Origin of the sequence: Flavobacterium sp. (assembly GCF_040402835.1) — a bacterium.
Classification (GTDB): domain Bacteria; phylum Bacteroidota; class Bacteroidia; order Flavobacteriales; family Flavobacteriaceae; genus Flavobacterium.
In genome coordinates this window covers 16,064-31,247 of the sequence record NZ_JBBALW010000020.1, presented here as the reverse complement: position 1 = coordinate 31,247, position 15,184 = coordinate 16,064, and the positions used below count along the sequence as shown (strand labels likewise).

Genomic DNA, 15,184 nt, shown 5'->3' with positions numbered 1-15,184 from the left:
AATTAAAATGTATAGATATGAAAACTAATTATTTTTTTTCGGCAAAATCAATCTCAATTTATTTAATAATTGGATTAATTAGTAGTGTAATTACATCTTGTACCTCCTTCAAGAATAGCTCTTACACTGATCGTGACGGTATTTACGGTTCAGATGATAATGGGACTGAGAATAGAGCAGCAAATAATAGTTATAAATACAAAGAGTATTTCAGTTCTTTAAGGGATAATAATACGCAAGAGGAAATTTTCACTAACATAGATAATTACGCTACTACTACAGATACCTTAATTAATAAAAACAACAATACCGAAAGCTATTCTTCTGGATATGCTGGTTGGGGAAATAACTCACAACCAACAAATGTTACCATATATAATAACAATTGGGGCTGGAACAATTACGGCTATGGAACGCATTGGAATTATGGATGGAATTGGAATTTAGGTTGGAATTCTTGGTACGGACCAAGTATTGGTTATGGTTGGGGTTGGAACAATTGGTATGGAGCCAATTATGGCTATTACGGCTGGGGATATAATAGTAATTATTACTACGATAACTATTATCCTTATTACGGTGGCTATAACAACCATAACTCTTATAGTATTGGAATTAGAGGACGTTCTTCTGGAAGATACTATAATGGTAGAGTATCTGAAAATTATGTTTCTAATAATTTTTCTGTAGGCCGAAGAAATTCAATATCAAACACAGAAGTTATTCCTAGAAGGGTAAACACTAATCCTAGAAATTATGTTCCAATAAGAGAAGAAGTCTCTTCACCACGAAATACTAATGTTGCCCCTAGAAATTATAATCCTATAAGAGAAGATACTCCGTCTCCGAGAGGTGAGAATTACACCCCGAGAAGTTATACCCCAACACGAAGTGATTCTTCACCTAGAAGCGAAAGCTACTCTCCCCCAAGAAGTTACATTCCAAGCTCAAATTCTGGCGGTGGTTTTGGTGGTGGATCTGGCGGTGGGAGTTATGGCGGCGGAAGATCTGGCGGTTCTGGCGGTTCTGGCGGCAGAAGATAAAATAATTTAAAAAATCAAATTGATAGAATCTTAATTATTAAAAAACAATGAAAAAATATTTATTAATAATTCTTTTAGGATTTACAACTTCAGGAGTACTTTCTCAAGATATTACTGATGCGCTCCGTTTTGCCCAAGTCAATCTAAACGGAACCGCTCGCTTTAACGCAATGGGTGGAGCATTTGGGGCTTTAGGAGGTGATTTTTCAGCATTAAACGTAAATCCAGCTGGTTCGGCAATATTTAAAAATAACCAAATCGCTTTAACATATACTACTTTTGGGATTAAAAATAATTCCAGTTATTTTGGAACAAAAACTAATGAAAAAAATACTTCATCAGATTTGAATGAGTTTGGAGCAGTTTATGTTGTCAAGAATGAAGACCGAAAAAGCTATTGGAGAAAATTTAGTTTTGCTTTGAACTATGAAAACGCCAATAATTTTGACAATGCCATTTTTTCAGCAGGAACAAATACGTCTCATTCTGTTGGTGACTATTTTAAATATTATGCTAATCAAAATGGAGGACAATTATTATCCAATTTACAATTGCAACCAGGAGAAACAATAACTAGTTTATACGATTACTTGGGGACTAATTATGGATATGGTGCCCAACAAGCATTTCTAGGTTACCAAGGTTTTATTATTGATCCCGCTAATAATTATAATGACGTTTCAAATAGAAATTATGTTTCTTTAGTGCCAACAGGAGGAAATTATTATCAAGAAAACTATTCTAGATCCAACGGTTACAATGGAAAACTTTCCTTTAATACATCCGCTCAATATAAAGATAAATTATATTTCGGTGCAAATATAAACTCTCATTTTGTAGATTTTTTACAAAACGACAGCTTTTATGAAGAAAATTCTAATAATTTACTTTCAGGTGTTCAACGTTTACGATTTGACAATGAACTTGTAACTTATGGAAATGGAATTTCTTTTCAATTGGGAGCAATAGCGAAAATAACCAAACAAGCTCGAATTGGTTTATCCTATGAATCGCCTACTTGGTATAAAATGAATGATAAGTTAACACAAAAACTTGCAGTTATTAGCGCTAATTCACTGGGGGAATTACCAACAGATTATGTTAATCCAAGAATAACGAATATTTATGCCCCATATCAGTTACAAACACCAGCAAAATGGACTGGTAGTTTTGCATATATCTTTGGAAAAAAAGGAATTCTAAGTATCGACTATTCAACAAAAGATTACAGTAACACTAAATTTAATCCGAGTAATGATTTCAAAAATGCAAATAGTGAAATACGTAATTTACTTGGTCAATCGAGCGAATTAAGAATAGGCGGTGAATATAGAATTAAAGAATTAAGTTTAAGAGCAGGATATAGAACGGAACAAAGCCCCTACAAAAACGGAAGTACTATTGGAAATTTAACAGGTTTTTCAACAGGTTTTGGGTATAATTTTGGGGAAACTAAACTGGATTTTACCTACTCCCATTTAGAAAGAGACTCGCAAAAACAGTTTTTTAGTGCCGGAATGACAGATTCTGCAACTATAAATTCTAAAACCAATATCCTAACAATGACTTTGTCATTTGAATTATAAAAAAAGGCAACAAAAAAAGGCAATTAGTAATTAGCCTTTTTTTGTTGCATTTAATTTTTTAATTTAATAAACTTATAAAAATTTTCTATTCTTCTTTTAGAAATTGGAATTAAAAATCCATTTTTCATTTCGCTACTACCTCCGTCAGTTTTAATGATTCTATTCACAAAATTCATATTTATTACATACGAATTGTGAACTCTGAAAAAATTACGTTTATCTAAGATATCTTCATATTCTCCAATATTTTTACTAGACATAAATACATCTCCATTTTCGAGGTAAAACTTTGTGTATCTGCCTTCCGACTTACAATACATAATCTCATTCATCTTAATGAAAAATATATCTTCTAAAGAAGAAATAGCAACATATTCTCGATATTCAACTTTAAGACTTTGAACTATCACACTAGGCTTTTCGTGCTTATCTAAGAATTTATTCAATTCCATAGTTTGCATTACCTTTGAAACAGCATTTATTACTTGTTCCATAATTAAAGGCTTGACATCTACAAATAGTATGTCAGGATTAACAACATTAATTTCTAAAATTAAACTCTGTACTGGAACAGCTTCTAGGGCTGAATCAATATTTAAACAATAATTAGATATTAATTTTGTTAATTCTGAAACATTAATTAAATCCTCTTTTAGCGCTATAGCTTTCTTTACTATCAAAATAATTTATTTTAAAATAATTACTCTTAAAAAGCACGAAATTAATTGAAAATAAAAAATATTTTTAAACCCAAGTAACAATTGCACCTATTTAGGAATAGATGGTGTTATTTGATAATAAATGGTTTGTAACGGTGAAAAATTGTCTAAAAATTTATACTGAAAAACAAAGAAAATCTATACTTTTATTTTTTTACGGTCATTTTAGCACAACATCCTGCTTTTTTATCTTTATCGCAAGATTTCATTTCTTTTGGAGAACATTCTTTTTTAGCTTTTTCTTTTGGTTTTTTTTCTTGTGCATTAACATTCATTGAAACTGACAAAAGCGTAATGGCTAAAACTGCTACTAAATTTTTCATGTTGATTTGTTTTAATTGTTAATTGCTAAAGTACTATATAAAAATAGACTTTAGTAAATATACTCATTTTTTAACAACTATTTGTAAAAATCAAAGAATCTGGATTTAATTTTAGTGAAAAGGCAAAAATAACTTGTGAATACGATTTTAAAAAGTGTTCGAAATGCATTTGTTGAAAACAATAAATATTATTTCAGCAGGTTTTCGTGTGATTACCATCTTGTAAATTCCAAAGTTTATTAAAGGTAAATTGAAATTATTTTTTAATATTATTTTCAAAAATAGAAATCCAATCAGAAACGGACATTTTAGTGGCCAATTCACCTATTAATTCATAGGGTATTTCATCCATTTTCTTAAATCGAATACAACTTTTTCCCATATCAATTTTGGTTTTAACTTGCTTAGAATATTCAATAACAAACCAATTCATTATTTTGGAATCTAAATAAATTCCCATATGGTAAATCGCTATGAAATTCTTTTGAGAAGCAACATTCATAAATGGTAATGGCAATTTTGGATTACAGTAATACCCTTTTGGATAAATTGAATGCGGAACAACATACCCCAACATTCCATAAGACATTTCCTCTTGAAAACCCTCAGGTAAATTGTGCTTAATTATTTCTCGTAATTTTTCAACTGCTATTTTTCGATCTTCAGGTAATGAATTCAAATATTCCTGCGGTGTTTTACAATTTGATTGCATTTGTATAATTTATTTAGCTAATTTAGAAAATAAAACAGCGTCAAGTGAGAAAAATTAATTTAATCTGCTTTATTTTTAGATATTTGCATAAAAAAACATCCAATGAAAAAAAACACCACTTCTATTTTATTAATAATTGTTACTGTAATTAGTTTTGCTCAAGAACAACCTGTAAAATATTTAAATGCTATTTCAAAAGAAGCATTGAAAACCAACCTGAACATCATTGCATCCAATGACATGGAAGGCAGAGAAACAGGCTCTGCAGGCCAAAAGAAAGCGGGAAATTATTTGATTTCACAGTATAAAAAAGCAGGAATTTCATTTCCGAAGGGAGCAACAGATTACTATCAAAAAATACCTGCCGCATTCCTAAATGCAAAACACAATGAAAATTTACCCGATTCAGAAAACATTTGGGCATTCATAGAAGGTTCCGAAAAACCCAATGAAATCATAGTTATTTCAGCACATTATGATCACGTTGGAATAAAAAATGGCGTAATTTTCAATGGCGCAGATGATGACGGTTCTGGAACTGTGGCTGTTTTAGAAATTGCAAAAGCATTTCAAATAGCCAAAAATGAAGGTCACGGACCAAAACGTTCTATCCTATTTCTTCACGTAACTGGCGAAGAACACGGACTTCACGGCTCACGTTTTTATTCAGAAAATCCATTATTTCCATTAGCAAATACTATTACCGACATCAATATTGACATGATTGGACGCCGTGACGAAGCCCATAAAGACTCTAACAATTACGTATATTTAATTGGCTCCGATTACCTTTCAACGGATTTATACACCATTTGCGAAGCCGCCAACAAGAACTTTATCAATCTCAACATCGATTATACTTTCAACGACCGAAACGATCCCAACCGATTTTATTACCGCTCCGATCATTATAATTTTGCAAAAAATGGCATTCCATCCGTATTCCTTTTCAACGGAGTTCATGCAGATTATCACAAAGCTACGGACACTCCTGACAAAATAGAATTCGATGCATTAGCCAAAAGAGCGCAATTCGCCTTTACCATCGCTTGGGAATTAGCCAACAGAGAAAACCGCCCCGTTGTTGACAAATCTGGGAAATAATATATCAAAAGTTTTTTTTAAGATTCTCATACAGAATATTAAGTTTTATAAAAAAATCGAATTGATATAAAACCAAAAAACCATTTTACTTTCGTAAAATGGTTTTTTTTAAAAAGAGCCGGCGGAGGGACTCGAACCCACGACCTGCTGATTACAAATCAGCTGCTCTAGCCAACTGAGCTACGCTGGCGAATAATTCCAAGTACAAATATAGATTTGAATTTCTAAAATCCAAAATAAATTTGACCTTTTTTAAAACTTATTTTTATTGTAAACCGTTGATTTTAGTAATCAATTGATTTGCAACTTGTTCCAATTCAACATTGATTTGTTTGAAGTGTGATTTTTTGTTTTCAACTTTTTTTGCGTTTACTTTAGTAATTAAAGTATCGAAACTTGCAATAGCTTCATCAATCAACGCATTCGTTTCATCTGTTGGTTTTCCTGTTGTAGCGATTTCATATAAGTAAACTGCTTCAATAATATCTCCTAAAACGTAGTTGATGTCTTTTTTTAAATTTTTAACGTTTGCCATTTTGTATTTTTTAATTTGAAATTTAAATTTTCGTCTGCAAAAGTACACATAATCTTTCTATAACCGACTATGAAATAAAAATTTCTAACAATACTGCGTTTCCAGCTAAAGTATAGCGATTCATCACAGCAGGTATTAAGATTGTATCGCCTTTTTTATAGTTATGGGTAATTTGGTTGTATTCCAATTGAAACGTTCCTTCTGTACACATATAAACCGTGAAAGATTCTGAAGTCTTGGAAACTTTTATTACTCCGTCAAGCGGCAAATAATTCGTCGTAAAATAAGGACAATTCACCATTTCATTGGATTTGTTTGTCTCTTTTGAATAGGTTTTATGCGTTTCAACTTTATTGTAATTGATGGCGTCTAAAGCCAAATCAATGTGTAACTCTCTCAAATTTCCATCGGCATCGACTCTGTCAAAATCATATAATCGATACGTAATATCAGACGTTTGTTGGATTTCTGCAACTACCAATCCTTCGCCAATTGCGTGAACTGTTCCTGTTTCAAGAAGGAAAACATCGCCCGTTTTAACTTTTACTTCTTCTAGTAAATCAAGTAGGGTTTTGTTTTCCAAATGTGCAACATATTCTTTAGCATTCGATTTTTCATTGAAACCTACAATAATTCTTGCATTTTCATCGGCTTGCATAATGTACCACATTTCCGTTTTTCCAAAGGAATTGTGACGAATTTTTGCTAACTCATCATTTGGATGCACCTGAATTGACAAATCAGTTTTGGCATCCAAATATTTGAACAACAAGGGAAATTGCTTTCCAAATTTTTTATAAACTGCAGTTCCTAAAACTTCTTCTGGATGATTTTCAATTAATTCTGTCAGTGATTTTCCTTTTAGAACGCCATTGGAAACAATGCTAACATCGCCTTCCACAGTTGACAATTCCCAACTTTCTCCAGTTATAGAAGAAGTTATTGGTTTGTTTAGTACTGTTTTTAATTTTTCGCCTCCCCAAATTCTTTCTTTGAAAATCGGGTCAAATTGCAAAGGATAACTTTCAAATTTCATGATTTTACTAGTTTTTTTATTGCTTCTAGCGCTTTTGGAATGTGTTTCGTCGCCAACATACTATCAAAAACCATTACAATAATTCCCTCTTTATCAATTACATACGTTACTCTTCCTGGCAATAATCCAAACATTCCAGAAGGAACACCAAAAAGGTTTCTGATTTTTTTATTGGAATCTGACAAAAGTATAAAAGGAAGTTTAAACTGCTTTGTGAATTTTTGATGCGCTGCAACGCTATCGCTACTAACGCCAATTACCTCAGCGCCTAAATCGATAAAATCTTCATATTGATCCCGGAAACTACACGCTTGAGCAGTGCAACCTGGTGTGTTGTCTTTTGGATAAAAATAAAGTACAACTGGCTTTTTGCCAATAGTATTCTGACTATCAAAAGTAGCGCCGTTGGTATCAATTGCTGTAAATTTGGGAACTTTATCTCCTACTTTTAATTCCATTATTCTCCTTTATAAGTTACAAAATTACGAGGTGTTTCATACAAAACCACTTCCAAATCAAATTCGGGTTTTATTCGGTTTCTAATTTTATTCCAAATCACAACTACAATATTTTCGGCTGTAGGATTCAAATCTTGAAATTCAGGAACATCCAAATTCAAATTCTTATGGTCAAATTTATTTTCGATTTCCTCTTTAATGATATCTGAAAGGAATTTAACATCCATAACATAACCTGTTTCAGGATCAATTTGCCCCGTTACGCTTACAGTCATATCATAATTATGTCCGTGAAAATTAGGATTGTTGCATTTGCCAAAAATCGCATCATTTTGTTCAAATGTCCAATCTTTTCTGTGCAAACGGTGCGCTGCGTTAAAATGTGCTTTTCTGCTAATGGTAACTCTCATATTTTTGATTTTAAATTCGGAATTCAACTTTTAAAATAATTCTATTGTTTTAAATTTTATGGTTTTCTAAATAATGGTAAAATTCATCAAAAATTATCTTAAACCAAATCGTATATAATTCTGGATTTACAGTCATATCGTCCTTAATAGCTGCCATTTTCATCCATTTCCAACTTTCAACCTCTTCAATATTTATTTGAGGTTCATCATTAAAATAGCCAATCATCACATGATCCAATTCATGTTCGGTCAAACCGTTATCAAATGGAGCTTTATAAATAAAATGGAACAACTCTTTGAGTTCTGTTTCAAAGCCCATTTCTTCTCTCAATCTTCGAGTTCCCGCTTCAATATTGGATTCGCCAACTCGTTGATGACTGCAACACGTATTTGTCCATAATAAAGGTGAATGGTATTTTTGATGCGCTCGCTGCTGGAGCATAATTTCATTGTTCTTATTCAAAATAAAAACAGAAAAGGCGCGATGCAAAACGGCTTTTTCATGCGCTTCCATTTTTTCCATCGTTCCTATTGGTTCGTCCAATTCATTTACCAATATTACTCGTTCTTCTATCATAAAATATGTATTGCTTGTCAAAAATACAAAAAAAGAAATGGTATTTCATCAGATTTTGAATTTGTGAAAAGTTTAACGAGTGTCGAATGATCCCATAATTAGATGCAAAAACCGCAAACAAATAGTGCTATTGTGTTTGCGGTTTTGCATTCTGTAATGATTTTCAATACCTTATTACTGCAAAATATAATCTGTATTGATAAAATTCGATTCTTTACTGTTCAACAATGCCTGTAAGATTTCATTGTTATACTCATTGTCTTTAGACGCTACGAAAGTCCGAATGGAGAACGAACGCAAGGCATCGTGAATGCTCAAAGTTCCCACAGCAGAATCTTTTCGACCTGTAAACGGATACACGTCTGGTCCGCGTTGGCAAGAACTATTCAAGTTTACTCGGGTAACTAAATTCACCAGCGTATCAATAAGTGGTGCGATAGTTTTAATATCTTTCCCGAACAAACTCACTTGCTGACCATAATTTGATTCGGCCATATCTTTTAATGGTTCTTGAATATCTTTGAAAGTCAAAATTGGAACTACGGGTCCAAATTGTTCTTCGTGATACACTCGCATTTCCTTATTTACAGGATATAAAATAGCTGGAAAAATATAATTATCGGAATGTTGACCGCCTTTAGCATTGATTACTTTGGCACCTTTGCTTGTGGCATCGTCAATCAATTCTTGAATGTACGCAGGTTTGTCTTTTTCTGGTAATGGCGTTAAAAACACCGACTTATCCCAAGGATTTCCAAAATCAAGCGCATCAACTTTGGCAGCAAATCTTTTATTAAATTCATCCGCAATAGATTCGTGAACGTATAAAATTTTCAATGCGGTGCATCGTTGACCGTTAAAAGATAAACTTCCCGCAACACATTCTTGAATCGCCAAATCCAAATCGGCATCGGCCAAAACAATCGCAGGATTCTTAGCTTCTAAACCTAAAATTAAACGCAATCTGTTTTTATTGGGATGTTGATCTTGCAATGCTATTGCCGATTTACTATTTCCAATTAAAGCCAAAATCGCAATTTTTCCTGATTCCATAATTGGCGAAGCTACATCACGACCTCTTCCGTAAACAATATTGATAACTCCTTTTGGGAAACTACTTCTGAAGGCTTCCAACAAAGGTGAAATTAATAAAACTCCGTGTTTTGCAGGTTTGAAAATCACGGTATTTCCCATTATAATTGCAGGAATTAGCAAGGAAAAAGTTTCGTTTAAAGGATAATTGTAAGGCCCAAGACACAATACAACTCCAAGTGGCCCGCGTCGAACCATGGCGTTAATGCCTTGACTTTTTGTAAATCGAGCGCTATTTCTATCTAATTTTTTATAATCTTCAATGGTATCGTTGATGTATTCTACGGTTCTGTCAAATTCTTTTTCAGAATCACCTAATGATTTTCCAATCTCCCACATCAAATATTTAACAACTTCACTTCGAGTCGCTTTCATTTGATTTACGAAATTCTCCATGCATTTAATTCGGTCGGTCACTTTCATCGTTGGCCAAATTCCTTGACCATTGTCATAGGCATTTACTGCGGCTTCAACAACTTCATTGGCTTCCGAAACGCCCATTGTTGGGATTGACCCTAAAAGTGTGGGTGCATAATTTTCTGTAGATGATATGGTAGAAAAAACTTCTGTTGTAGGTCCTTTCCATTCTTTTAATGCTCCGTTTACCAAGTAGGTATTTTGAAATAATGGAGCGGTAATTTGAAATTCTTCGGGTATAAAACTCATTGTCGCTTTTTTTTTACAAATTTACAATTTATAAAATTTTGAAGTTATTAATTACAAACATTTTGACTTAAAAAATAACCGAATTATCATTATCTTAAATTATTTTAAAATACTCAAAAAATTATTACATTATTACGATAAAAAAGCGTGTTTTTAAAGAAATAATTTTAAATATAACGTTTTCGTTTTAAAGGACATATATATTATAAATCAATGTTGTCAGACAAAAATCATTTAAAATAAAGTTACCCAAAAAAGTATAGTCCCTACGGGATATTTTTATTATGAACACTTCTTATCATTCTACCAACATTTAACTCCTATCGGAGTATATCTCGTAGAGATTATATGTTGGTAAATAGATAGTTATGAAGTTAATTTTTGTCCCGTAGGGACTATACATTTTTTAATTAGATGACAATTTTTATAAACGTAACGCTTCATGAATTTTAATGGCACATTTTTCACCATCAATTGCAGCTGAAATAATTCCACCAGCATAACCCGCTCCTTCACCACAAGGATAAAGTCCTTTTATTTGCAAATGTTCTAATGAAATCGAATCTCGAGGAATACGAACTGGCGAAGAAGTTCTGGATTCTGGAGCGTGTAAAATGGCTTCATTTGTTAGATAACCCCGCATGGATTTTCCAAATTCAGAAAAACCTTCACGTAATATTTGCGATAGAAAACCTGGGAAAACTTGCCCCATTTCTACCGAAGCAGTTCCGGGAACATAAGACGTTTTCGGAATATCAGATGAAACTTTTTTCTGAGTAAAATCAACCATTCTTTGGGCTGGAACTTTTTGAGATTCTCCAGCCAAATGCCACGCTTTTTGTTCGATGCTTTTTTGAAATTCTAATCCTGCCAAGGCTCCGAATTTAGCAAAAGGCTTAAAATCTTCTAATTTTAATTCGATAACAATTCCGGAATTTGCAGTTGCTTGATCTCGTTTTGATGGCGACCAACCATTGGTTACCACCTCGCCGGGGCTTGTCGCACAGGGCGCAATTACCCCGCCGGGACACATACAAAAAGAATACATTCCCCTTCCTCCTACTTGTTTTACAATTGAATAGGGTGCTGGTGGCAAATGCTCGCCACGATAATCGCAACTGTATTGAATACTGTCAATTAGGGTTTGTGGATGTTCGGCTCTAACGCCCAAGGCAAACGGTTTCGCCTCTATAAATACTTTTTTTCTGTCTAACAATTCAAAAATATCTCGAGCGGAATGTCCTGTTGCCAATATGATTTTATTGGCAAGAATGGTGGCTCCAGATTGCGTTACAATTCCTTGAACTTCATTGTTTTTTATCAAAATATCGATTAGGCGTGTTTCAAAAAGCACCTTTCCTCCCATTTCAATAATTTTCTCCCGAATATCCTGAATAATTTGTGGTAATTTATTGGTTCCAATATGTGGATGTGCTTCTATCAAAATATCTGCGGAAGCACCAAAAGCGACTAATAATTCTAAAATTCGAGTTACATCACCACGCTTTTTGGAACGGGTATATAATTTTCCATCAGAATAGGTTCCTGCACCGCCTTCGCCAAAACAATAATTAGAATCTTCATCGACAATATGATCCACATTAATGGCTTTTAAATCACGACGACGGCCCCGAACGTCTTTTCCACGCTCTATAACTATTGGCTTTAAGCCTAATTCTATTAATTGTAAAGCTGCAAAAAGTCCTGCAGGCCCAGCACCAACAACAATAACTTCTTGTGCATTGGAAACGGCTGTATATTCTAGAAGTTGGATTTTTTCTTCAATGAATTCGTCCTCTTGAAAGAAAAGCATCACTTTCAAATTCATTTTTATTGCCTTTTGACGGGCATCAATCGAACGCTTCAAGATGGAAATGTGCTTGATTTCATTATTTGAAACACGAATCAATTTTGCGGCATACTCTTTAAGAAGTTGTTCGTTTGTAGCAATTTCAGGCGATACTTGAAGTAGAAGTTCTTGGGGCATTATTTTTTAATTAATCGAAATACAAAAGTAGGTATTTGAAGTGGAAAAAGAGGAAAGAGAAAAAGAAAGATAATAGACGAAGAGATAATAGACGAAGAGACAATAGACAAATAGATAATAGACTTAAAAAAATTCGAGAAAATTCGAGAAATTCAAAACTTATTATTCATAATTAATTTCCCATTTGCATTCCTTGCTTTTAAAAAATTTGCGCCCTTTGCGGTTAAACTTTTCTCATCTTTGCACTCCTTGCGGTTAAACTTTTGTGCCTTTTGTGGTAAAACTTTTGTGTCTTTTGTGGTAAAAACTTAACTTTGCAACAACAAACAAAAATATGTCACGACAAATAAAATTAATTTGGGATTTTAGAGGTTCCGCTGCTGCAAAAACTGCCGAACACCACGAAATTCACCTTAAAGAATACATTAAAGCTGAAAAATTACCGTTGAATATAACAGGATTTACAATTCTAAATGAAATGCACGCCATCGCATTTATGGTTGTAACAGATGAAAATATGATTGCTGTTCGTGATAAATTAAAACCACATCGGGGTGAGGTGTTTTAGTCGAATGTCGAATGTCTTAATGTCGAAAGGCGCTAAGGATAAAAAAATTCTACACTTTTGGACTTTCGACTTTATGACTTTAAAACTTTCGACTTAATTAGCAACCTCGCTGATGAATTTAATTCTCATAAATCGCAATTCATTAATATCATATTCGCCATCAAATTCTTTTAAGGCTTCTTCAATATTATCGGATTCCGACTCCATAAAATAGTCGTGAATTTCTTCTTGTTGTTCATCATCAAGAATTTCATCAATCCAATATTTAATGTTTAATTTGGTTCCAGAATAAACAATTTGTTCCATTTCTTTAATCAAAGCATCCATATTCAAGCCTTTGCCTCGAGCAATATCATCAAGATTTAATTTTCTATCGATATTTTGAATGATGTATAATTTATTAATTGAATTGGCACCCGTTGACTTTACGACCAAATCATCGGGACGAAGAATGTCATTTTCCTCTACATAAGTACGAATAATATCAACAAATTCTTTTCCGTATTTTTTAGCTTTTCCTTCGCCAACACCGTGAATATTGCCCATTTCATCCATTGTAATTGGATATTTGAGCGACATATCTTCAAGGGACGGATCTTGGAAAACCACAAAAGGCGGAACACCTAATTTTTTGGCAACTTTCTTACGTAAATCTCGCAAAACCAACATCAATTCTTCATCTGCAATTCCAGAGGATTTTGCTGCTGTAACAATTGCTTCGTCTTCAGATTCGTTGTATTCGTGATCTTCAGACATCATAAAAGAAATTGGGTTTTTTATAAAATTCAACCCTTTATCGGTGATTTTAATAATTCCATAGGTTTCAATGTCTTTTGACAATAAACCGTCAACCAAGACTTGACGCAATAACGCCATCCAATAGCGTTCTTCAAATGCAGCACCAGCACCAAAAAAGCTTTGAGAATCTGTTCTGTGTGCTTTTATCATTGCGTTTACTTTCCCCGTAAGGGTATAAACGACCTCTTTTGATTTGTATAAATGTTTAGTATCACGAACAATTTCAAGAAGTTTTACCACTTGTTTCATGGCTTCAACTTTGGTCTTTGGATTACGGACATTGTCATCCATATCGCCACCTTCTCCAGTTTCGCTATCGAATTCCTCACCAAAATAATGCAACAAAAATTTACGTCTTGACATCGAAGTTTCGGCGTAAGCTACTACTTCTTGTAACAATGCAAAACCTATTTCTTGTTCTGCAACTGGCTTTCCTGATAAGAATTTTTCTAATTTTTCTACATCTTTATAGGAATAATAAGCCAAACAATGTCCTTCGCCACCATCTCGACCGCCACGACCTGTTTCTTGGTAATAACTTTCTAATGATTTTGGAATATCGTGATGAATTACAAAACGCACATCGGGTTTGTCAATTCCCATTCCAAAAGCGATGGTTGCAACCACCACTTCTACATCTTCCATCAGGAACATATCTTGGTGTTTTGCACGCGTTTTCGCATCCAAACCAGCGTGATACGGAACGGCACTAATTCCGTTTACTTGTAAAACTTGAGCAATTGCTTCAACTTTTTTACGGCTTAAGCAATAAATAATTCCAGATTTTCCTTTGTGTTGTTTGATAAAACGAATAATATCCGACTCAATATTCTTGGTTTTGGTACGAACTTCATAATATAAATTAGGTCTGTTAAAAGAAGCTTTGAAAGTATTGGCATCCGCCATTTCAAGGTTTTTCAAAATATCTTCTTGTACTTTTGGCGTTGCGGTTGCGGTCAAGCCAATAACGGGAACGTTACCCAAAAGTTTAATGCTATTTTTTAAATTTCTGTATTCGGGACGGAAATCGTGACCCCATTCTGAAATACAATGTGCCTCGTCAATAGCTACAAAGGAAATATTGATGTTCTTTAAAAATTTAATGTATTCGTCTTTCGCCAAAGATTCTGGTGCGACATATAGTAACTTTGTCAATCCAGAAGTAATATCTTTTTTAACTTGATTGATTTCTGTTTTATTTAACGAGGAATTTAATACGTGGGCAATTCCAATATCCGAAGACAAACTACGAATGGCATCCACTTGGTTTTTCATCAATGCAATTAATGGTGATACAATAATTGCCGTTCCTTCATTCATTAATGCAGGCAATTGATAACAAAGTGATTTTCCACCACCCGTTGGCATAATTACAAAAGAATTTTTTCCTGAGATAAGACTTCTAATGACTTGTTCTTGCAATCCTTTAAATTGGTTGAAACCAAAATATTTTTTTAATTCCTTATGGATGTCAATTTCGATAGATTTCATTCTTAGTTAATAGTATTTTATATAAATTTGTGGCTCATAAAGATACAACTTTCTTTAATAAATACAAACTTTATAAAAA

General features: G+C 33.3%; 15 protein-coding genes and 1 tRNA gene. 4 read left to right on the top strand and 12 right to left on the bottom strand.

The annotated features are described in order from the left end of the window. Positions 1-17 precede the first annotated feature (17 nt). Together AC9UEH_RS08325 and AC9UEH_RS08320 are read left to right on the top strand one after the other, a co-directional pair. Positions 18-1,043, top strand: coding sequence for a hypothetical protein (locus AC9UEH_RS08325; RefSeq protein WP_509530689.1), 1,026 nt, complete (start codon positions 18-20; stop codon positions 1,041-1,043). A 47-nt stretch (positions 1,044-1,090) separates the two neighbouring features. After that, entirely contained in the window at positions 1,091-2,629 is a 1,539-nt protein-coding gene (locus AC9UEH_RS08320) for an OmpP1/FadL family transporter (RefSeq protein WP_509530687.1), read from the top strand. Between the two features lie 50 nt (positions 2,630-2,679). On the opposite strand, the gene AC9UEH_RS08315 is transcribed toward AC9UEH_RS08320, so the two are convergent. The 3 genes from AC9UEH_RS08315 to AC9UEH_RS08305 all read right to left on the bottom strand — a co-directional run bounded on the left by AC9UEH_RS08315 (position 2,680) and on the right by AC9UEH_RS08305 (position 4,383). Beyond that, a complete protein-coding gene (locus AC9UEH_RS08315) occupies positions 2,680-3,309 on the bottom strand; it encodes a LytR/AlgR family response regulator transcription factor (RefSeq protein ID WP_509530685.1) in 630 nt (209 codons plus the stop codon). A gap of 185 nt (positions 3,310-3,494) precedes the next feature. Next, positions 3,495-3,671 (bottom strand): hypothetical protein, encoded by a 177-nt coding sequence (locus AC9UEH_RS08310; RefSeq protein WP_509530683.1) that lies wholly within the window; start codon positions 3,669-3,671, stop codon positions 3,495-3,497. A 256-nt stretch (positions 3,672-3,927) separates the two neighbouring features. Further along, the gene (locus AC9UEH_RS08305; RefSeq protein WP_509530681.1) at positions 3,928-4,383 is read right to left on the bottom strand and encodes a DUF1801 domain-containing protein; all 456 of its coding nucleotides are present in this window, start codon (positions 4,381-4,383) and stop codon (positions 3,928-3,930) included. 102 nt (positions 4,384-4,485) lie between these two features. Between AC9UEH_RS08305 and AC9UEH_RS08300 the strand changes: the two genes are divergently transcribed. Next, the gene (locus AC9UEH_RS08300) at positions 4,486-5,487 is read left to right on the top strand and encodes a M28 family metallopeptidase (protein WP_509530679.1); all 1,002 of its coding nucleotides are present in this window, start codon (positions 4,486-4,488) and stop codon (positions 5,485-5,487) included. Between the two features lie 116 nt (positions 5,488-5,603). On the opposite strand, the gene AC9UEH_RS08295 is transcribed toward AC9UEH_RS08300, so the two are convergent. The 8 genes from AC9UEH_RS08295 to AC9UEH_RS08260 all read right to left on the bottom strand — a co-directional run bounded on the left by AC9UEH_RS08295 (position 5,604) and on the right by AC9UEH_RS08260 (position 12,248). After that, positions 5,604-5,677 (bottom strand) — tRNA-Thr (locus tag AC9UEH_RS08295). 75 nt (positions 5,678-5,752) lie between these two features. Beyond that, positions 5,753-6,022, bottom strand: coding sequence for a hypothetical protein (locus AC9UEH_RS08290; protein WP_509530677.1), 270 nt, complete (start codon positions 6,020-6,022; stop codon positions 5,753-5,755). 67 nt (positions 6,023-6,089) lie between these two features. Next, the gene (locus AC9UEH_RS08285; protein WP_509530675.1) at positions 6,090-7,058 is read right to left on the bottom strand and encodes a type I phosphomannose isomerase catalytic subunit; all 969 of its coding nucleotides are present in this window, start codon (positions 7,056-7,058) and stop codon (positions 6,090-6,092) included. Beyond that, positions 7,055-7,516 (bottom strand): peroxiredoxin, encoded by a 462-nt coding sequence (locus AC9UEH_RS08280; protein WP_509530673.1) that lies wholly within the window; start codon positions 7,514-7,516, stop codon positions 7,055-7,057. Before AC9UEH_RS08280 ends, AC9UEH_RS08285 begins: the two co-directional genes overlap by 4 nt. Beyond that, entirely contained in the window at positions 7,516-7,926 is a 411-nt protein-coding gene (locus AC9UEH_RS08275) for a 6-pyruvoyl trahydropterin synthase family protein (RefSeq protein ID WP_509530671.1), read from the bottom strand. Before AC9UEH_RS08275 ends, AC9UEH_RS08280 begins: the two co-directional genes overlap by 1 nt. Before the next feature lie 49 nt (positions 7,927-7,975). Further along, the gene (gene idi / locus AC9UEH_RS08270; RefSeq protein ID WP_509530669.1) at positions 7,976-8,503 is read right to left on the bottom strand and encodes an isopentenyl-diphosphate Delta-isomerase; all 528 of its coding nucleotides are present in this window, start codon (positions 8,501-8,503) and stop codon (positions 7,976-7,978) included. Between the two features lie 174 nt (positions 8,504-8,677). Further along, on the bottom strand, positions 8,678-10,261 hold the full coding sequence (locus tag AC9UEH_RS08265) for an NADP-dependent glyceraldehyde-3-phosphate dehydrogenase (protein ID WP_509530667.1): 1,584 nt from the start codon (positions 10,259-10,261) through the stop codon (positions 8,678-8,680). Between the two features lie 424 nt (positions 10,262-10,685). Further along, positions 10,686-12,248, bottom strand: a complete 1,563-nt coding sequence (locus AC9UEH_RS08260) for an NAD(P)/FAD-dependent oxidoreductase (RefSeq protein ID WP_509530665.1) — start codon at positions 12,246-12,248, stop codon at positions 10,686-10,688. Between the two features lie 334 nt (positions 12,249-12,582). On the opposite strand from AC9UEH_RS08260, the gene AC9UEH_RS08255 reads away from it, so the two are divergent. Continuing rightward, positions 12,583-12,816: a hypothetical protein gene (locus AC9UEH_RS08255; protein ID WP_509530663.1), complete on the top strand. Its 234-nt coding sequence runs from the start codon at positions 12,583-12,585 to the stop codon at positions 12,814-12,816. Between the two features lie 93 nt (positions 12,817-12,909). On the opposite strand, the gene recQ is transcribed toward AC9UEH_RS08255, so the two are convergent. Further along, positions 12,910-15,105, bottom strand: a complete 2,196-nt coding sequence (gene recQ / locus AC9UEH_RS08250; protein ID WP_509530661.1) for a DNA helicase RecQ — start codon at positions 15,103-15,105, stop codon at positions 12,910-12,912. Positions 15,106-15,184 lie beyond the last annotated feature (79 nt).